Below are 18,690 nucleotides of genomic sequence, written 5' to 3' on the forward strand. Positions count from 1 at the left end.
GCGAGAATTTGTAGAACATCAATTTATAAGTATATTTCTCTCATACCCCCAGTGAAACACTATCAACAACAATCTAACGCCTTCCCCAGCGATTACCTCAACAACTTGTGGGGAGAAATCCAAGCTTGTCCTTACTTTGCTATCAACAACCTCAACCGCGATTTTGTCGCCACCAAAGGATTTTCTGTAGTATTTCAGCGTTCTGGATTACCAAAAGTAGAACAGCAGTTTCCCTACTTCAAGCCTTACCTAGATTTGGCTCTCCAGCCAAATTGTAATGCTTTTTACCTCAATCCTTTACAGCTAAAGGAAGGCTCCCGCGTCGATCCGCATATCGATCGCTCCTTACGTTCCTACTCCAAAACCATTGAACCACCTGCGGTTGTCAGCGTGCTTTATGTGCGTGTACCTGCGGATATGGAAGGGGGAGAACTGGTATTGCGATCGCACAAACGCCAACTTGGGCAAATTAAGCCCCAAATCAATACTTTAGTTTATTTTCAAGGTGATTTAACCCATTCGGTTAACGCTGTCAAAACCCCCGGAAATCGCCTCAGTTTAGTTTGTGAACAGTATAGTTTGAGTGAAGCTGAACTCCAGGAAATTCCTGAGTTTACTGTAGAGTCAAGAATCACTCAGTCTACAACCAAAAAGAAAAAGTATGCCTCATAGTTTAGTGTTGAATTTGCTACCTCAATCGCCCATTCCACCACAGTTTCTCACAGGTAGACATCTCCACGCCCTATTTTTAACCCTCGTTAGTTCTGTAGATACCACATTAGGCGATCGCTTGCACGATTCTACTGCTGATAAAGCTTTCACCCTCTCTCCCTTACAAATTAATTCCCCCCTTTTGAAGGGGGGTAAGGGGGGATCTAAATTGCAATATTCACATCAACAATCCATTCCCGCCGGAACACCTTGTTGGTGGCGCATCTCTTTATTAGATGACACTCTATTTGGCAAACTTACCCAACTTTGGCTAAATCTTAATCCCAATCGCCCTTGGCATCTTGGCCCGGCTGACTTGTATATTACCAGCATTCAAGGCACACCCCAATCTATTCAACCTTGGGCAAATGCCACTACTTACGCTCAATTATACGAAGAAGCCAGCGATCGCATTTCTTCCATTAACCTTAGCTTCTCCACACCTACCGCTTTCCGTCAAGGACAGTATGATACTACCCTTCCTACCAGAGAATCTGTCTTTAATTCTCTACTTTCCCGGTGGAATAAATACAGTGGCATAGAATTTCCTCAGATTGCGATCGAGTCAATCTTCCCTTCTTTTGTCAATATTCACACAGAAATATTAGCTGACTCCCGCAGCAAATTTATTGGTATTATTGGCGAAGTTACTTATAAGATTTTAGGGTCAGTTGAACCAATACAAATTAAGCAAATTAACGCTTTAGCTGATTTTGCTTTGTATAGCGGTGTTGGTCGCAAAACAACAATGGGTATGGGCATAGCAAGGCGGCTGTATTCTCCATAATTTCAATAATTATTTAAAAACTATCTAAGTTATGAATCAAACCGAATATGTTTCAATTGCGGCATTGAATCAATATGCCTATTGTCCGCATCGCTGTTGGCGGATGTTTTGTGCAGGCGAATTTACCGATAATCAATACACAATTGAAGGCACAACTTTACACGATCGCGTCCACACCACAAGCGATGGACAGCGAGGAGAAACTTGGCAGATTCGGGCAATTTGGCTGAAGTCTGAGCAATACAAACTCATCGGTAAATCTGATTTAATTGAAGCCGAATCAGGCCAAGTTTACCCAGTCGAATATAAACGGGGACGCAAAGGCGAATGGGATAACGATGAGTTGCAACTTTGTGCCCAAGCTTTATGTTTGGAAGAGATGACAGGACAACCTGTTAACACTGGATATATCTATTATGCTCATTCGCATCAACGGCAATTAGTAGAGATTAATCAAGAGTTACGGCAAAGTGCGATCGCTACTATTGAATCTGTCACAAATATCCTAGAAACAGGAGTGATGCCAAAACCAGTTTACAGCAAACGCTGCAAAGGATGCAGCCTTTATTCGCAATGTTTGCCCAAAGCAACGGATAAGGTCAAAAGTTATCAAGAAGTACATTAAATCATACTCAGGTAACTTCTAGTTTGAGGATGTATTGACTTTCAATACTGTTCAAATAAGATCCCCCCGCCTGTGGCGACCCCCTTAAAAAGGGGGTAAAGGAGGAAGATAAGTTCCCCTTTTTAAGGGGGGTTGGGGGGATCTTAGCGCAGTAAACAAGCTAACCAAACCGTATTGTATTGAGTTTGATAACTTTCAATTAATTAAGGATTAAATCATGGGAACACTTTACGTAACACAAGCCGATGCTTTTATCGGTAAAGTTGACGAACGTCTCACCGTCAAAGCTGAACAAAAAACCATCTTGGATATCCCTTTAATTAAAATAGAGGGAATTGTAGTACTAGGACGGGCTACTATTTCTCCTGCCGTCGTCAGTGAACTTTTAGAACGTCATATCTGTTTAACTTTTCTCACACAAAACGGACGATATTTAGGACGTTTAGAACCAGAAGTTACCAAAAATATCTTTGTTCGGAAAGCCCAATGGCAAGCTGTGGGAGAATCACAACCAGCAATACATTTAGTCAGAGGATTCGTGCGGGGTAAATTGAAAAATTACCGCCATAGTTTACTTCGGACTCAGCGAGAACATCCTGATACTGACCTGAATAATAATATCACTCGATTGGAAAACGCGATCGCACCAATTGAAAACACTAACAATATTGATTCCCTCAGAGGCTTAGAAGGTGCTGGTAGTGCAGCCTATTTCGGTTGCTTTCAACAGCTAATCAAAACCCCAGAATTTCGATTTGAAGCCAGACGCCGCCGCCCACCAACCGATCCAGTTAATGCCCTACTGAGTTTTGGGTATTCATTACTACGTCATGATGTGCAAAGTGCTTTAAATATTGTCGGCTTCGACCCTTATCTAGGATACTTACACGTTGAGCGTTATGGTAGACCTTCCCTAGCCTTGGACTTGATGGAAGAATTTCGTCCTTTAATAGTAGATGCTGTAGTCTTGTCGCTGATTAACAAGCGATCGCTAACCTTAACTGACTTTACCACCGAACCGCTTAGTGGTGCTGTGTCTTTAACCAAAGAAGGACTGCATACATTTCTTCGCGCCTACGAACAAAAGAAACAATCGGATTTCAAACATCCAGTCATGGGAAACAAATGCACCTACCAAGAAGCCTTTGAAATTCAGGCGAGATTGTTGAGTAAGTACCTTATGAACGAAATCGATAAATATCCCCCCTTAGTTCTCAAATAACTCCCTCTCCCAATCTTCCCCCATGTATATTGTTGTTAGCTACGACATTCCAGAAGATAAGCGTCGGACTAAAATCCATTCCATTCTCAAGTCTTACGGACAATGGATGCAACTGAGTGTGTTTGAGTGCGATATCACTCCCACTCAGTATGCTAAACTGCGATCGCGTTTAGCTAAATTGATTAAACCCGACACTGACAGCGTGCGTTTTTATTTTCTCTGTGGCTGTTGTCAGCGAAAAGTCGAACGCATTGGCGGAGAACAGCCACGAGACGAAACAATTTTCTTTGCTGAGTCTCCTTCTAGCTAGGTTTCTGCATCTCTAATGCGCGGAAGGGTAGATGTAGAAATTTCACAGCCATAAAAAAGTGCTTCTATCCCAACTCCAGTAATACTTTCAAGCCATTAGTCGCCTAATTCTCATCCGCGCAATCTCTGAAATGCTTATCAAAATACGATTTCAGTCTTGAAATTTTCCTGGCGCTCTTTCCAAACGAATTCTCTAATGCTATGATTGCTCCAGAATCGCGCAACCGCACCTTGAAAACTAAATACAGCTTGACTTTCAGGCTCCCGCTATTGCAATTCATCAAAATCCCTATTAGGGATTGAAACACATTTAACCCGCCAATGCCCTCCTTCCTTCCAAATTGCAATTCATCAAAATCCCTATTAGGGATTGAAACAGACCGATGTACACCCCATAGAGATGCAGGGACGTATTGCAATTCATCAAAATCCCTATTAGGGATTGAAACTAAGACACTAGCATCAATCGCTTTAACGCTAGCATTATTGCAATTCATCAAAATCCCTATTAGGGATTGAAACCGCCATTGACATCGACATAAATTGCAAGATTTCCGATTGCAATTCATCAAAATCCCTATTAGGGATTGAAACTAATTTTTTACCCTCTAGCTATCAACTAGAGGCTTTTATTGCAATTCATCAAAATCCCTATTAGGGATTGAAACTATTGATAAAGGTAACGTCCATGTATTTCTCTAAGATTGCAATTCATCAAAATCCCTATTAGGGATTGAAACGTCTCCCTCCCAATGGGAGGACAGGAATGCACATTGCAATTCATCAAAATCCCTATTAGGGATTGAAACGTTTGAAGTGCAGCAGCGCGAGAATCACTATCCCAATATTGCAATTCATCAAAATCCCTATTAGGGATTGAAACGCCGTGGTCATTTGCAAGCGCAACAGAGGAGCTACTCATTGCAATTCATCAAAATCCCTATTAGGGATTGAAACATCAGCCGTAGGCGCACCCCCCAAGGGTGCGATTGCAATTCATCAAAATCCCTATTAGGGATTGAAACACCTTTGCGCCGTATGCTTTCTTGCTTCCTTGCACATTGCAATTCATCAAAATCCCTATTAGGGATTGAAACCTTTCCTTAAACATTCAATGCATTGTACTGACTTATTGCAATTCATCAAAATCCCTATTAGGGATTGAAACGTAACCGTGGGATAGGAAGTAATCGATAGTGACTAATTGCAATTCATCAAAATCCCTATTAGGGATTGAAACTGCTCTAGATACAGTCACAGTTACCCCTCCAGTAACATTGCAATTCATCAAAATCCCTATTAGGGATTGAAACCGCTACAGCTGCCATGTAATGATTGGAGTTTAAAATTGCAATTCATCAAAATCCCTATTAGGGATTGAAACGGCACGTATAAAGGTGTTTGGGTAGAAGCAGTTGAATTGCAATTCATCAAAATCCCTATTAGGGATTGAAACATTAACTCATTTAAAAGAAGCGGAATTAAATCTAAAATTGCAATTCATCAAAATCCCTATTAGGGATTGAAACAATTTCTAATAATTAAGTGAATTTTAACTTATTAAAATTGCAATTCATCAAAATCCCTATTAGGGATTGAAACTAGCTCAAACAGCCTTCTAGTAAGGTTTACAACCACATTGCAATTCATCAAAATCCCTATTAGGGATTGAAACTACTTGTAGGTGTTCGTTATTTACTGAACACCTGAAGAATTTAATTAAGCTTCAGCAATATCTTTGTTAAGCCATCGCCTAACCGCTCAATAGATTCTTGCTGTTTCGGATTTTTTAACGTGCCATCAACATTAAAGGCTTCATAAGCTTTGGATACTGCTACTTGGTCGGGAAGTACCAAAACTTTGATGTTTCCCAAAATAGATCGCAGGTGAACCAATCCCCGTAAACCACCAAGAGCGCCTGGGGAAGCGCTCATAATGCTAGCAACTTTACCTACAAAAGCAGCCAAAGCCAAAGGTGCTTCATTTGGAGATGGACGAGATGCCCAGTCGATGGCGTTCTTCAAAACTGCTGTGAGTGAACTGTTATATTCCGGCGAAGCAATCAGCAATCCTTGATGAGAAATCATCAAGTCCTTAAACGTGCGGGCGTTGGCAGGTAGTCCTTCTTGAGCTTCCAAATCTTCATCATACAGAGGTAAAGGCAAATCGCGGAGGTCTAGATAAGTCACTTCTGCGCCAGCTGCCTTCGCGCCAACCGCCGCGATTTTTACCAATTTTTTGTTGTAAGAATCAATCCGGGTGCTGCCAGCAAAGGCGAGAATTTTAGGTGTAAATGCCATAATTCTAGGTTGAATGAGAAGAATTAACCTGTTCAGCTGCATTATCCTGTTTTCAGGCGATCGCTATTTGCTACCTTTACATTTTATTTACAAACTTTCTCTAAGTTAAATTTGGATTTAATTACAAAATTACATAATTACAATAATGATCGTAAAGACTGAAAACCCTGCTTTTAGAGTTGAAATATGAACGTTCACAAGATAGAAGTCGTTTTAACTGAAAATGAAACTCTGATGCTGCGGGGTTTACCCTTTCATGCCGGCGATGCTGTGGAAGTGATTATTCTGGAAACTAATACTCCACAGCACCAAGCAGCACCGAAACCCCAATTAGATACAAATACTTTATCTTTTGCACAACACACAGCCATACTGTTATGACGACCCCACAGAACCCGTCGCCTTAGAGGACTGGGACGTTTTGCAATGATTGTACTTGATACTCATATTTGGGTTTGGTCGGTTCAGAACGATTCCCGACTGACTAGATAACAGCAACATTGGTTGGGGGACAGTTTGATGCAGTCCTGTTATTCAGCTTCCGTTTAAAAGCAAAACCAAAACCAAAAGCAGCAACTGCCAGTGAACTGATTACTGAAGAAGGTTCAGGGACGGGTGTTGCCTTAATGCTAGTTGTGTCACCTAAGAAAGTATATTTGTCAGTAATTTTGTCATACGAAAATAGGTTGTAATTAGTGCTACCAGCTGCAACAGGGTTACCGCTGGGATCAACGTTATTACCGATGAAGTAGTACGGGTTCTGACTAGGTGTCTCCGTGCTGACATTTAATACTGGAAGGTTAGCAGTTAGAGAGTTATCGTAATCCAAACGCAAAAACTTGTCATTTGAAATGCCGTTTATAACCGAACTACCACTTTGAAGAAGTGTATTGTTAGAGTCGAAAATGGATAGCGACTGAGATTCTAAAAATGAAGTTGAAAATTGAATATTGCCTGGACTAATTTCTGAAAAAGAAGCCGGAGCATTAGTTTTAGTTGTAAATGAACCTTCGGCTGAATATCCATTGCTAAAATTCGCGCTGAATGCAAAATCAGCAGCCTGAGCGGATGAGACTGCAAACACAAAGGGAATGGATGAACAAGTCACCATCGCAAGCAATACAGGGAATATTTGAAGTTTCATGAATAACACCTTGAATTATTGAATGAATAAACGCGATTTCGCGAAAAATATTCACAATGCCTATTCTTTCATTAAATCCAGGAGTCAGAATCTAGGGTTTCTGATCTCTGAATTTATCGTAGTATCGGTTATGAACCTTAACAAACTTGATTAGCAATCCTTAGATAAGTAGTGACGCAAGCTTGATCTGATCGTTTGAAAAGTTAAAGTGACAGAACAAATGTGAAAAAGCTGTAGGAGCAACACAAATATGTTCTTTTATCCTTACTATTGGCTTGGTAAGAAACACTAAAAAAAACTTACCATAATGACATAAAAATTTTATATAAAATTTTGATAAAAAAGTCAAGCAATGTATTAATAAATATTCCCGAAACCTTTATTTATTGTGTAATAACACAATACTTATATGTTAAAAACATGATTTTTTGAAATTAAAAAGTTTCAGGAATACAAGAAAAGTGGCGAATTTCAATTCTTCTAAAGCATTTTTTCCAAGAACTGTTTAGCGCGATCGCACTGAGGATTTTGAAAAAACTCGTCAGGAGTAGTATCTTCTGCTAGACTTCCCTGGTCGAGGAACATAATCCGATTGGCAACTTCTCTTGCAAAGCCCATTTCATGGGTAACAATCGCCATTGTCATTCCAGATAGCGCTAAAGCTTTCATCACTTCCAGCACATCTTTGACCATTTCCGGATCTAGGGCGGAGGTGGGTTCATCAAACAAAATCATCTCTGGTTCCATTGCTAATGCACGAGCGATCGCTACTCGCTGTTTCTGTCCCCCGGATAGTTTAGATGGGTACACAGACACTTTTGACTCTAAACCTACCTTAGCAAGCAATTCTAAGCCATGTTGTTCTGCTTTTTGCTTGTTTATTCCTTTCACCTTTATAGGTGCGTAGGTGACATTTTGCAGCACATTCATGTGAGGAAACAAATTAAAATGTTGAAATACCATCACCAACTGCTGACGTACTTTAGCGATGTTTGCTTTAGGCTTGGTAATTTCTTGCTCGTGAAAGTAGATTCTTCCTCTGGTGGGTTGTTCTAGCAAGTTTATGCATCGTAAAAAGGTAGACTTACCTGAACCAGAAGGGCCTAATATTGCAACTACTTCCCCCTGATAAAACTCGCTGGAAATATCTTTGAGTACGTCGAGTTTGCCAAAGGATTTACATAAGAATTCCGTGCGAATTACTACATTACTCACTTTCCCGTAACCTCCTTTCTAAAGCGGATGCACCCAAGGTCATACCCATTACCAAAACATAGTAGATTAATCCTGCAAATAGCAGTGGTTCAAAATAAATATACTTGTTTGCACCAACGATTTGGGCGCTGCGTAATATTTCCACCACCCCAATGGTTGACACCAACGCGGAATCTTTAAGCAATCCAATAGTTTCATTTACCAATGCGGGGAGAATGTTCTTCAATGCTTGAGGCAAAATCACATCCCACATCATCAACCAATACGGAACACCCATAGACATCGCCGCTTCACTTTGCCCTTTATCCACCGCCTGAATCCCACCCCTGATGGTTTCTGACATATAAGCACCAGAATTCAGGGTAAAAGTTAGCACCCCAGCCTCCAATGCGGAAATGTCATAGCCTGTAAGCTGGGGTGTTGCGTAGTAAACTAACGCCAACTGTAATAACAAAGGTGTGCCTCGGAAAACAGAGGTGTAGGCGTTAGCAACCCAGGTAAGCGGCTTGATGCCGAGAATTTTTAATAGAGACAGGATTGTTCCCCAGATTAACCCCAAGGACACAGATAATAGCGTGAACAACAAAGTTAAAGGGATTCCCCGCAGAATAAAGGGAATGTCGGGAAGAATTCTGGTGAAGTCAAGATTCAATCCGCCTTTGGCAGGAGTTGAGGATGCAGGATTGGCGGTGATATTCTGTGAAAACCACTTGGCTACAAGTTTATTCAATGTGCCATCGTCCTTCATTTGTTGAAGGACTTTGTTAAACGGTTCTACAAAAGAAGAACCTTTGGGAAAAGCGATCGCTGATCCACTTGCTTCCTCTGAGGGAATAATATTAAATTCTAAATCTGGGTTAGCTTGGGCGAATCCCTTAGCGACAGTATCTTCAACAATTGCGGCATCAATTCGCCCAGATTTGATTTCTTGAACTACTTCCGGCACTTTGTTGAGTTGCTTTAGCTGAATCCCCGCAACTTTTTTAGCAATCTTCTGAGCATTTTGTTCTTGTATCGTTCCTAGTTGTACCCCAACCTTTTTTCCTGATAAGTTTTGGGGCTGCTTCAGGTTGCTACCTTTAGGTGCGACAATCGTATCTTTAGCTTCGTAATAAATAATTGAAAAATCAATATTTTTCTGACGTTCTGGAGTCGGAGTCATCCCAGCCATGACAAAATCAGCGCGATTTGCTTGGAGTGCAGGAATTAATCCATTAAAATCGGATTCCATTATTTGAAGTTTAAACCCTAGTTTTTCAGCAAGGGTTTTGGCAATATCTATATCAAAGCCAACGATTTGGCGATCGCCTCCTTTAGTATCATAAAACTCATAAGGAGGATAATCTGGGGAAGTAATTATCGTCAGCGTGTCTTTACCTAAAGATGAGGCAGCTTTTAGAGAATTGCTATGTCCTGTGATGATGCTAATTCCGACTACTGCTACAAGCAGTATCGTTAATAGCCATACTTTTTTTTTCTTCATGAACTTGATAATTAGATAAATTCCATAGCTATCAAAAGATTTTAGTGTAGCTATAAATTTTGTGCAGAAGCTTTTGAATCTGCATTTGCTTTGTTGTTAAGACTCCTTAAAAATAGACAGGTATGGTTCATAAATAAAAGCTCGGTTACGTTTATTTCCAGTAACTTCTTCCACAATTCCTATATTACATAATTCTCTGACTAAAATGTTTGCGTTAGTGTATGATAATTGGGTAAACTCTTGAGCCATTTCTATATTAAAAACTGGCTTGTAATAGAGTTTTTCGAGTAAAGCTATAGCATTCCCTGCCTTCCGATTTCCCATTCGTTCCATTACTGTTTTACGATGATCTTCTTTTAAATTAACTATTTGACGAGCAACAGTAGATGCTTCCTGAGAAACTTCATATACACCTTTCAGAAAAAACTTAAGCCAGCTTTCCCAGTCCCCATTATCCCTGATAGATTGGAGATGATCATAATATTGCAAACGGTATTTTTTGAAGTAATAAGATATATAGAGCAAAGGACGTTTTAATATATTTTTTTCACATAATAAGAGAGTAATTAGTAAGCGTCCTGTTCTCCCATTGCCGTCTTCAAAAGGGTGAATTGTTTCAAACTGAGCATGAGCTAATCCAATTTTAATTAAAGCTGGCATTGGAGCAGAGTCATGTAAAAACTTCTCAAAATTACTTAAAGCTTCTTGCATATCATGGGGTGGAGGTGGAACATAAGTAGCTTCCTTTAAATTACATCTTCCCTTACCAATCCAATTTTGGCTGCGGCGAAATTCTCCTGAACCCTTTTCAGAACCTCGACCTTCTCTCAATAATTCTTTATGAATTTCACGGATCAATCGCAATGATAAAGGAAAATTATTCTCTAATCTTTCGAGTCCGTGATTAATTGCTGCAATATAGTTGACAACTTCGGTTACATCTTGCGGGTTGTCTGGTTCCACTGTACGCGATTCAAACTCAAGAACATCTATTAAAGAAGCTTGTGTTCCTTCTATCTGACTTGACAACACTGCCTCTTTACGAACATACATAAACACGAATAAGTCGGGATTAGGTAAAGCGTCTGTTGATCCATCTAAACGACCTAATGCTCTATCTGCTTGTGATAAAAGTTCTAACATTTCATCATCAATACATAATTTGGGTATAGGCGGTAAAGGATTAGGTATAAAAGCTTTGTATCCAGTAAGCTGTTCTATGTATCTACCTGCTCTATCGGTATCAATCATATTATCGATTTCATTCACAAGAGACAATTTTTTATCCATATTATCAAATACCCTTAATATCAGCAATAAGAGTTTTTTTGTGTTTATACATGATATGATTATAAATTTGATATATTGAAACAAACAGCAAGTAAACTGCATGTTCCTTTTGCCTTAGTTCCCTGAGCTATCAATACACTTGCTATACTTATGTGGATGCCAGTAATTACTGTAGTAAATAAAACATTAATTTTGGATCAATGTTTCATCTGTTTTAGTTTTAAATCTGTTAGAAATCAAAGAAAGTTAAACCTAAATAGGGATAGAATACGAAATATCCCATCCCTACTTCATTTTTTGATTAATTAACTCTATAAGAGTTTGACCTTTTAACTTTCATCAAATAGACTTATCCTGCTTTACGCATATAATGCTAAAAACCAGAGTTTTGGTGAGGAACCGAAAGACTCTGGTGAAGACAAACTTTCCTCCCCGTCCGCTGCTTTCCAGATGCTATCAAAAGTCAAGGAAAGTCAAATCAAACCTTTAATTTGGTCGCTTCCAGGAGCTTGACGCTGGCATAGATCGCATCAATATAAGGTGTGGGAATTTGAGTAAGTTTTCCTAATTCTGCCACCGCGCCAACAATAGCGTCTATCTCCGTGGAGCGTCCAGTTTCAATATCTTGTAGCATTGAGGTTTTATGGGCACCAACATTTTCTGCGCCATTAATTCGTTGTTCTAAAGTAATGCCAAACTTTATACCCAAATTTTCAGCGATCGCTTGAGTTTCAGTCATCATTTGTCGCGCTAGTTCACGGGTGAGGGGATAGCGGCAAATATCCTCTAAAGTAGCACCAGTCAGCGCACTGATCGGATTAAACGCCACATTACCCCACAACTTGATCCAAATCTCCGTGCGAATTTGGTTGCGGATTGGTGCTTTAAATCCTGCTTGTTTTAAAGTCTGGGCTAATAATTGAATGCGTTCTGTTTTAGTACCGTCGATTTCACCGAGAGTAAAGCGATCGCCTTCAATATGTTTAATTACACCTGGTTCAATTATCTCAGTTGCCGGGTAAACTACACAACCGATAGCACGTTCAGCACCGATACTAGCTTCAATAATCCCATCTGGATCGACAGATTGAATCCGCGTATCTTCATACTCACCGCCATACTTGCGAAAGTACCACCAAGGAACGCCATTTTGGGCTGTCACCACTATCGTGTGAGCATCGTAGAGTGCTGGGAGAAAAGGTGCGATCGCAGATACACTGTGAGCCTTGACAGTTAAAATTACTACATCTTGCGTCCCCGCTGACTGAATATCGCTAGTTGCCATAAATGGAGTAGCAATTTGGCTGGAACCGTCTGACATGAACAACTTCAGCCCATTTTTTTGAATTGCCTCTAAATGGGAACCACGCGCAATTAACGTCACGGCTTCACCAGCAAGTGCCAGTTTTGCCCCTAAATATCCACCGATAGCACCCGCGCCAACAATACAGATTTTCATTTTGTCAAAAGAATATTAGTCATGGAAGACGTTATCCAGTTGCTTTTACATCAAACAGCTAGGCTTTGCATCGCTTTCAGTAAATCTTGATGAACAGATTTTGAGGCAGCCACTATCAATCCAGGCAGGCTATAGTTCTTACAAGTATGCAGTGGTGGTAAAGTAGAACCGTCCAGAGTAGTTACAATCCAACCAGCCTCTTTCGCAATAAAAGCAAGTGCAGCACCATCAATAAATTTGCCCGATTTGATGACTGCTCCACTCAAGTCGCCACTGAGAATACCATTGAGATTGGGAATTTGAATATCACTAGAGTAATCAGTTGCTATATCGATTACTTGATATCGATCTTTTAGTAAAGGTGCGATCGCATTCATTCCCCATCCCAACAAAATAGCAGGTTTAGGAGATGTTATATGTAACGGGGTACAGGCTGCTAAGCTCATCTCCAGTGTCCCTTCAAAAGCACCTTCACCTCGGAGAGCGTAAAAATAAACATTTTGGGCAGGAGAAATAGCGATTACTGCTTCAAAATCATCAGAATTTAGAATACTGAGAATAATTTGGTAATTAGAATGTCCATCCATGTAAAACTTCGTGCCATCAATTGGGTCGAGTGTGACTAAATAATCACCTTCTGAACCAAGTTCGGTAGCCCGAAAATATTTGGTATTATTAGAACTTTCATATTCTTCACCATAAAAGCGAATATCGGGAAAAGTGCCTAGTAATACTACTTCTACCAGATTTTGAATAGCCACATCTGCATCAGTAAGTGCAGCACTAAAAAAGTTGTTTCCTTGTTCTTTGGCGGGAAGTGCAGCAATTTTTGGTTGTAAAAAATGGGCATAGGCTGCTGCTACTTTGAGATGAGGGAGTAAAGTCTCTAAAATTAATCGAGTAGTTGGGGTTGTGGACATTACAGCAAACTCCTTTTAGAAATAATCTCCCGTTGGCAGGGCGATATAATTCTACATCTAGACAAAATTACGGTATCATTTGGATGCAATAATACCACCGTTGCTATATTACTTTAATCTGTATGTCTCAAAGAGCCTATAGATAAATCGCAAGTTTTCTCGTAAATTTAAGGGTTTAAGACCGAACGCCAACACTTAGTACAGCATTTCATTAATTCATAGCGAATTAATCAAAGGCAATATCCTACAATGCCAATGCGTTAGCTTGGATTGTTAATGCGTTGGCTTGGATTGTCAATGCGTCGGCTTGGATTGTTAATACGTCGGCTTGGATTGTTAATACGTCGGCTTGGATTGTTAATGCGTTGGCTTGGATTGTTAATACGTCGGCTTGGATTGTTAATGCGTCGGCTTGGATTGTTAATGCGTTGGCTTGGATTGTTAATGCGTTGGCTTGGATTAAAAACGCTACGCTTTTACGCAAAACTGTATTTAATTAAAGTTACCCTACAAATGGTTTTAGGAAACTTTTTCGAGCTTCTTCTGAGTGAATTTGAATAGCTTGTGACGTTTGAGTACTGGAGGTGCGCCCAGAGTGCCGATGATGAGTAAGCTAAAAATAGAAGTGGGTTAAGGGACGGTGATTAGGTTTGCAGAAAAACTAATGGGTAATTCCCTATCTTCTAATCCTAACTTTTCAAAACCTGGTCTATTTGGCGCAGAAAAAACCTCTAAATAACCTGGTGTCGGCAAAAAACTAGCGAAAAATGGACTAGAATAATTTCCTCCCGAAATGGAATACGCAAAACCCTTACGTGTTAACTGCTGAGTATTAAGGCTAATTAAATTATCAACATCAAAAGGTTCGTTTCCTGGCATTGGAGTCCCGGCGGGTTGCAGAGCAGTAATTATTTCACCATTTCGTGTACCAGTAATTCCAGTAATCAAGTAAAAACCCAAATCGTTAGGGGTGTCATTAGTGGTGAAAATACCGTTCGCTTCTATGCCAGTACCAGAATAATTCCAGTTCCAACTTAAAGCAGAAGCGTCCGGCATTGTCCCGAAAACTAATCCAGATATGGTGACGAGGGCTATGGCAGATAAAGCTAGATTTTTCATGGAAGTCGTTACTGCGATCGCGGATATTGTAGAAGGTTCCGGTGTATTATACGGAATTAACAAAGATAGTATTATCAATCTTGCCTATTTACTTAGCAGCGATCTAATAACCACGCCAAAGCAGCATCAACATTACTAACCTGTTCCCCTGGCGGTATCGCTGAACGATTGACCATCACAACCTTTACGCCCAGTTCTCGCGCTGCAATAATCTTGGGCTTTGTAGCATCGCCACCGCTATTTTTGCTGACGATGGTATCAATGTTATTCTCAATCAGAATTTGTCTTTCATTATTGAGGGTAAAAGGCCCGCGATCGCACAATACCATCCCCGGCGGTACTAAAGCATCATCGCCAGGAGGGTCAATCATCCGCATCAAAAACCAAATTTTCTCTAGGTGAGCAAAAGCGGACAGTTCTTGCCTACCAACTGTCAAAAACACTCGCTGTGCCTGGTTTTGCACGGCTGTTGCTGCGGCTGCAACATTATCCAGTTCAATCCAGCGATCGCCACTTACTTTTTCCCAAGGTGGACGAATTAACATCAGGCGGGGTACTCTAACTTCCATTGCTGCATCTGCGGCATTGAAAGAAATTTGAGTAGCGAAAGGATGGGTTGCATCAATTAATAAGTCAATTTGCATGACTTGCAGATAGCTAGCCAATCCAGTCACGCCACCGAAGCCTCCAACCCGTAAATCGCCCAACGGTACTGACGGTTCACGGGTGCGGCCAGCTAGAGAGGTGATTACTTCTAACCCTTGGATAGTCGTAACTTTGGCAGCTAATTCTGCTGCATCACCCGTCCCACCCAGAATCAAAACGCGGATCATTTAGATAAAGGTGGAATTTTTGCTAAAATGCCCTTCTTCATTGCTTCTGGACGCTCTGACCAAGGTAGTAAACCATCTGCTTTGGCATAGTATTGACTAGCACATTCCAGTACCGCAGAGGCATTACCATCAACGCCTAAATCACCAAATAAATATGTTAATTTACCTTTAGCAGCAAAGGCGACTACACAAGAACGATTACAAGCACTCATACATTCAACTTCCTGAATCGGGAATCGATCTCGTAAGTCCCAATCTTGTGCCAACTGCTGAAGTTCGTGTAGAAGTTTTTCACCACCACTTTCACCTAAGCGTTTTCCATTTTGCCAAACACTGGCACAGGTTTTGCAAACAAATAAAGTATGTTCAGCAACTTCCATTGGACTGGTTGGGGAAATATTTACAGTAGTAGTCATCTGTACCTCGCAGATATGTGAAACTAATAAATCTATTTCGGTGGGCATCCTGACTCACTCAATTTGAGATTTGAGATTTAGTTCTTTAATCTCAAATTGGTTCACAGTTGCTCCCAAGCGCCGGATTTGCACCGAACTTTCCCCGTTACCTCTGGTGACTGACTCCCACCAGAACCGAATAACCTTATCGATCATACACTAGTACAACATGGCGTAAATAAACATACCATTCAAAATGACGCGAAAGTCCGGAATACAATACTTTTGACTTTTGATTTTTGACTTTTGACTTCCACGCAGTGGTACTAGGGTTATCGGAGAATACGAAACAACAAGCTTTGTGGCAACCATCAAACTGGGCGACAGCCAGATAAAATACTGTGCATATTTACTACTTGTCCAATAACTGCGATCGCAGGCGCACTAAATCCAGTTTCCTCTACCTGTTTGACAATTGTCTTTAAAGTACCAATCAATTCTTCTTGTTCTGGTCGTGTACCCCAGCGCACCAAAGCAATCGGCGTTTCTAAATTCAACCCAGCTGCACTTAATTCTTCCACAATATAAGGCAGATTGTGAATTCCCATATAAATTACAATGGTTTCGGAACCGTGAGCGATCGCACTCCAATTTACAATCGGTCTATACTTACCCGCCGCCTCGTGACCAGTTACAAATGTCACTGATGAACTATACAGCCGATGCGTCAAAGGAATACCTGAGTATGCTGCTGCTGCAATTCCCGATGTGATACCGGGCACTACTTCCGTTGATATTCCAGCTTTGACTAATTCTTCCATCTCTTCGCCACCGCGACCAAAAATAAACGGATCGCCACCCTTTAGCCGCACTACAATTGCATGATCCTGCGCTTTATCAATCAGCAATTGAGTTGTTTCTGACTGCAACAACGAATGTCTCCCCGCACGTTTACCAGCATTAATTTGCTCGGCTTGGGGATTAATCATTGCCAAAATAGCCGGACTCACCAAGGCATCATAGATGACTACATCTGCACATTCCAACAAACCTTTCGCCTTCAGAGTTATTAGTCCTGGATCTCCTGGCCCCGCACCGACTAAATAAACCTTTCCCAAATACTTGTTCCTTTCTGTCATTGTGCGGTTCATCTATCTGTTAAATCCCAAATTAGCTCGGCTAATTCTGCACTTGCTCCCAATGGCTCTGCCAATTGGAAATTCACCGCAGAAAATTGTAATTTTAGCTGCTCTATTGAGGTGGCGATCGCATCGGTTATTCCACCAGCGAATAAAAAATATGGCAAGATTGCAATTTCCCGATAACCAGCACCTACCAACTCTTTCACCCGTAATTCTAAACTAGGAGGACCAGCCCAATAAGCAGTCACGGCTCCCAAACTCGCCGCCATTGCTTCCACAGTTTCTTGAGAACCTGGGCGACGGCTACCATGAGCTAATAGAATCCATGCTTCTGCTTTTATAGCAGCTATTTGTTTTGCCAGCAATTTCTCTAAATTGGGGTGAGAGCCTAAATATGGTTGCAACTCAATCATGATATCTTGACCAAGAGTCTGCTGTGCTAGTGCTACTTCGGCGGGAATATCTGTCATGACATGCACTCCCGGCAGTAGAAATAGCGGTACAATTTTGAGGCTATTTTCATTTTGAGACACTGGGCAATCGCCAAAAGCGCTCTTAGCAAATTGTTGAATCTGCTCGTGTAAAGGCTGAGGATTCATTTCCAAAGCAGCGATGCCAACCAAATGTTCGCTATTTGCTGAGTTGTGGTTTTTTGGCAATTTGTGACATATCAGCCTAGCTAGTTGCTGCATAGCAATTTCTGGGCGCGGGTCGCGACTTCCGTGAGATAGTAGCAGATAGGCAGATGACATCGGTAAATTAAATTCTTAGTTACTATTCTTATTTAAGATTAAGCTGGGGATAATAAGTACTCTGGTAATTATTGAAACTATTATTAATTACTAAATGGAAGTATTCTTAATCACTTTTATATTCTCGCCCTACTCCTTACCTTATTGTTTTTCGGCAGTGTAAGTATAAAATTGATCGAAAGCCCCTACCGTTTCAAATTTGTACGAAGGTATCCAAGAATTTATTTTTAAATCTGTACGGTAAATGCTAAAAATAACGAAATCTTGCCTTTCTGTGGTCTTGGCAATAACTTCTTGAATTTGCGGGCTAGCCGAGTCAACTAATTTATCACAATTAAAACGGATTAAATTTTCAATAACATTCGTAGTTTTTTTACATACATCGTTTTTTAAGTATTTTGTCAGCCGTTGAACTGCATATTCTTCATATTCAACCTGACTGGGATTGGTTTTCGCCATTGACACACCCAAGGCGGCGAGTCCTACTGCTGCTCCAGTATACGCGATGATGGTCAATGGTTTCATATTTGCCAAGTAAAATTCATTGTAATCGTCAGACTCCAGAGACTCTAAATCAACTAAGTCCGTTCCTTGAACAAAAACTCTTGATCGCTTGTCAATTTATTGCTATAATTCAAATTGTTGAATGGCGAGCGTAGCCAAGTGGTTAAGGCAGTGGTTTGTGGTACCACCATTCGTGGGTTCAATTCCCATCGTTCGCCCTAGATAATTTCATATTCATAGCTATACTCCTATTAAAGATGGGTTGTATGGTGTGAACCCTCATAAGCATCACTTTACCAACAATCTGTCATCTATAGCTTTATAGACTTGCAAGGATTGCAAGCCTACTATAATTGATTAGGTTATCTTATTAAAGGAATATATGTATATAAGCAAATTTACTTGCTAAATTAAAATTAGGTATGCAATGCCTTACATCCTTTTGGAGTGATGCGATCGAGGCAAGTAATACCACTTTTA

General features: G+C 40.6%; 19 protein-coding genes, 1 tRNA gene, 1 pseudogene, 1 CRISPR repeat array and 1 riboswitch. Of the genes and pseudogenes, 7 read left to right on the forward strand and 14 right to left on the reverse strand.

What is annotated here, in order from left to right:
- The first annotated feature begins 51 nt into the window (after positions 1-51).
- The 5 genes from NLP_RS03755 to cas2 all read left to right on the forward strand — a co-directional run bounded on the left by NLP_RS03755 (position 52) and on the right by cas2 (position 3,655).
- Positions 52-672 (forward strand): 2OG-Fe(II) oxygenase, encoded by a 621-nt coding sequence (locus tag NLP_RS03755; protein ID WP_104905214.1) that lies wholly within the window; start codon positions 52-54, stop codon positions 670-672.
- Positions 662-1,498, forward strand: a complete 837-nt coding sequence (cas6, locus tag NLP_RS03760) for a CRISPR-associated endoribonuclease Cas6 (RefSeq protein WP_104905215.1) — start codon at positions 662-664, stop codon at positions 1,496-1,498. The genes NLP_RS03755 and cas6 overlap by 11 nt, the downstream gene beginning before the upstream one ends.
- Positions 1,499-1,529: 31 nt before the next feature.
- Positions 1,530-2,123, forward strand: coding sequence for a CRISPR-associated protein Cas4 (gene cas4 / locus NLP_RS03765; protein WP_104905216.1), 594 nt, complete (start codon positions 1,530-1,532; stop codon positions 2,121-2,123).
- A 217-nt stretch (positions 2,124-2,340) separates the two neighbouring features.
- Positions 2,341-3,345 (forward strand): type I-D CRISPR-associated endonuclease Cas1d, encoded by a 1,005-nt coding sequence (cas1d, locus tag NLP_RS03770; RefSeq protein WP_104905217.1) that lies wholly within the window; start codon positions 2,341-2,343, stop codon positions 3,343-3,345.
- A gap of 22 nt (positions 3,346-3,367) precedes the next feature.
- Positions 3,368-3,655 carry a CRISPR-associated endonuclease Cas2 gene (gene cas2, locus NLP_RS03775; RefSeq protein WP_069070563.1) on the forward strand — a complete coding sequence of 96 codons (288 nt, stop codon included), beginning with the start codon at positions 3,368-3,370 and terminating at the stop codon, positions 3,653-3,655.
- A 268-nt stretch (positions 3,656-3,923) separates the two neighbouring features.
- Positions 3,924-5,329: a CRISPR direct-repeat array (repeat unit 37 nt; unit sequence ATTGCAATTCATCAAAATCCCTATTAGGGATTGAAAC).
- 40 nt (positions 5,330-5,369) lie between these two features.
- Here cas2 and NLP_RS03780 read toward each other — a convergent pair.
- A complete protein-coding gene (locus tag NLP_RS03780) occupies positions 5,370-5,996 on the reverse strand; it encodes an NADPH-dependent FMN reductase (RefSeq protein WP_199784754.1) in 627 nt (208 codons plus the stop codon).
- A 144-nt stretch (positions 5,997-6,140) separates the two neighbouring features.
- Here NLP_RS03780 and NLP_RS03785 point away from each other — a divergent pair.
- Positions 6,141-6,384, forward strand: a pseudogene (locus tag NLP_RS03785) (hypothetical protein).
- Between the two features lie 54 nt (positions 6,385-6,438).
- On the opposite strand, the gene NLP_RS03795 reads toward NLP_RS03785, so the two are convergent.
- From NLP_RS03795 to NLP_RS03855, 13 genes are all read right to left on the reverse strand, one after another.
- Entirely contained in the window at positions 6,439-7,098 is a 660-nt protein-coding gene (locus NLP_RS03795) for a PEP-CTERM sorting domain-containing protein (RefSeq protein ID WP_104905218.1), read from the reverse strand.
- Positions 7,099-7,578: 480 nt separating this feature from the next.
- Positions 7,579-8,313 carry an amino acid ABC transporter ATP-binding protein gene (locus NLP_RS03800; protein ID WP_104905219.1) on the reverse strand — a complete coding sequence of 245 codons (735 nt, stop codon included), beginning with the start codon at positions 8,311-8,313 and terminating at the stop codon, positions 7,579-7,581.
- A complete protein-coding gene (locus tag NLP_RS03805; RefSeq protein ID WP_104905220.1) occupies positions 8,306-9,796 on the reverse strand; it encodes an ABC transporter permease subunit in 1,491 nt (496 codons plus the stop codon). Before NLP_RS03805 ends, NLP_RS03800 begins: the two co-directional genes overlap by 8 nt.
- 96 nt (positions 9,797-9,892) lie before the next feature.
- Positions 9,893-11,086: a Fic family protein gene (locus NLP_RS03810; protein ID WP_234017195.1), complete on the reverse strand. Its 1,194-nt coding sequence runs from the start codon at positions 11,084-11,086 to the stop codon at positions 9,893-9,895.
- Positions 11,087-11,564: 478 nt separating this feature from the next.
- Positions 11,565-12,545 carry a 2-dehydropantoate 2-reductase gene (locus tag NLP_RS03815; protein ID WP_104905221.1) on the reverse strand — a complete coding sequence of 327 codons (981 nt, stop codon included), beginning with the start codon at positions 12,543-12,545 and terminating at the stop codon, positions 11,565-11,567.
- Between the two features lie 50 nt (positions 12,546-12,595).
- The gene (locus tag NLP_RS03820; protein ID WP_104905222.1) at positions 12,596-13,465 is read right to left on the reverse strand and encodes an inositol monophosphatase family protein; all 870 of its coding nucleotides are present in this window, start codon (positions 13,463-13,465) and stop codon (positions 12,596-12,598) included.
- A 244-nt stretch (positions 13,466-13,709) separates the two neighbouring features.
- The gene (locus NLP_RS32745; protein ID WP_158680271.1) at positions 13,710-13,949 is read right to left on the reverse strand and encodes a hypothetical protein; all 240 of its coding nucleotides are present in this window, start codon (positions 13,947-13,949) and stop codon (positions 13,710-13,712) included.
- Between the two features lie 146 nt (positions 13,950-14,095).
- Complete coding sequence (locus NLP_RS03830; protein ID WP_234017196.1) at positions 14,096-14,647, reverse strand: PEP-CTERM sorting domain-containing protein; 552 nt, start codon at positions 14,645-14,647, stop codon at positions 14,096-14,098.
- Between the two features lie 29 nt (positions 14,648-14,676).
- A complete protein-coding gene (locus tag NLP_RS03835) occupies positions 14,677-15,417 on the reverse strand; it encodes a cobalt-precorrin-6A reductase (protein ID WP_104905224.1) in 741 nt (246 codons plus the stop codon).
- Positions 15,414-15,833 (reverse strand): DUF1636 domain-containing protein, encoded by a 420-nt coding sequence (locus NLP_RS03840; protein WP_104905225.1) that lies wholly within the window; start codon positions 15,831-15,833, stop codon positions 15,414-15,416. The genes NLP_RS03835 and NLP_RS03840 overlap by 4 nt, the downstream gene beginning before the upstream one ends.
- Positions 15,834-15,855: 22 nt before the next feature.
- Positions 15,856-16,027: riboswitch (cobalamin riboswitch) on the reverse strand.
- 156 nt (positions 16,028-16,183) lie between these two features.
- Entirely contained in the window at positions 16,184-16,951 is a 768-nt protein-coding gene (gene cobA / locus NLP_RS03845; protein WP_442946641.1) for a uroporphyrinogen-III C-methyltransferase, read from the reverse strand.
- Positions 16,952-16,959: 8 nt separating this feature from the next.
- Positions 16,960-17,706: a sirohydrochlorin chelatase gene (locus NLP_RS03850; protein WP_104905227.1), complete on the reverse strand. Its 747-nt coding sequence runs from the start codon at positions 17,704-17,706 to the stop codon at positions 16,960-16,962.
- Positions 17,707-17,847: 141 nt separating this feature from the next.
- Positions 17,848-18,231, reverse strand: coding sequence for a DUF4359 domain-containing protein (locus NLP_RS03855; RefSeq protein ID WP_104905228.1), 384 nt, complete (start codon positions 18,229-18,231; stop codon positions 17,848-17,850).
- Positions 18,232-18,355: 124 nt separating this feature from the next.
- Between NLP_RS03855 and NLP_RS03860 the strand changes: the two genes are divergently transcribed.
- Positions 18,356-18,428, forward strand: a tRNA-His gene (locus tag NLP_RS03860).
- Positions 18,429-18,690 lie beyond the last annotated feature (262 nt).

This window comes from Nostoc sp. 'Lobaria pulmonaria (5183) cyanobiont' (assembly GCF_002949795.1).
GTDB lineage: Bacteria > Cyanobacteriota > Cyanobacteriia > Cyanobacteriales > Nostocaceae > Nostoc.

Coding starts and splice junctions, on each gene's coding strand:
- cas6 (WP_104905215.1), top strand. CDS start 662: ATGCCTCATAGTTTAGTGTTGAATTTGCTACCTCAATCGCCCATTCCA.
- cas4 (WP_104905216.1), top strand. CDS start 1,530: ATGAATCAAACCGAATATGTTTCAATTGCGGCATTGAATCAATATGCC.
- cas1d (WP_104905217.1), top strand. CDS start 2,341: ATGGGAACACTTTACGTAACACAAGCCGATGCTTTTATCGGTAAAGTT.
- cas2 (WP_069070563.1), top strand. CDS start 3,368: ATGTATATTGTTGTTAGCTACGACATTCCAGAAGATAAGCGTCGGACT.
- NLP_RS03780 (WP_199784754.1), bottom strand. CDS start 5,996: ATGCAGCTGAACAGGTTAATTCTTCTCATTCAACCTAGAATTATGGCA.
- NLP_RS03795 (WP_104905218.1), bottom strand. CDS start 7,098: ATGAAACTTCAAATATTCCCTGTATTGCTTGCGATGGTGACTTGTTCA.
- NLP_RS03805 (WP_104905220.1), bottom strand. CDS start 9,796: ATGAAGAAAAAAAAAGTATGGCTATTAACGATACTGCTTGTAGCAGTA.
- NLP_RS03810 (WP_234017195.1), bottom strand. CDS start 11,086: ATGGATAAAAAATTGTCTCTTGTGAATGAAATCGATAATATGATTGAT.
- NLP_RS03815 (WP_104905221.1), bottom strand. CDS start 12,545: ATGAAAATCTGTATTGTTGGCGCGGGTGCTATCGGTGGATATTTAGGG.
- NLP_RS03820 (WP_104905222.1), bottom strand. CDS start 13,465: ATGTCCACAACCCCAACTACTCGATTAATTTTAGAGACTTTACTCCCT.
- NLP_RS03835 (WP_104905224.1), bottom strand. CDS start 15,417: ATGATCCGCGTTTTGATTCTGGGTGGGACGGGTGATGCAGCAGAATTA.
- NLP_RS03840 (WP_104905225.1), bottom strand. CDS start 15,833: ATGACTACTACTGTAAATATTTCCCCAACCAGTCCAATGGAAGTTGCT.
- cobA (WP_442946641.1), bottom strand. CDS start 16,951: ATGACAGAAAGGAACAAGTATTTGGGAAAGGTTTATTTAGTCGGTGCG.
- NLP_RS03850 (WP_104905227.1), bottom strand. CDS start 17,706: ATGTCATCTGCCTATCTGCTACTATCTCACGGAAGTCGCGACCCGCGC.
- NLP_RS03855 (WP_104905228.1), bottom strand. CDS start 18,231: ATGAAACCATTGACCATCATCGCGTATACTGGAGCAGCAGTAGGACTC.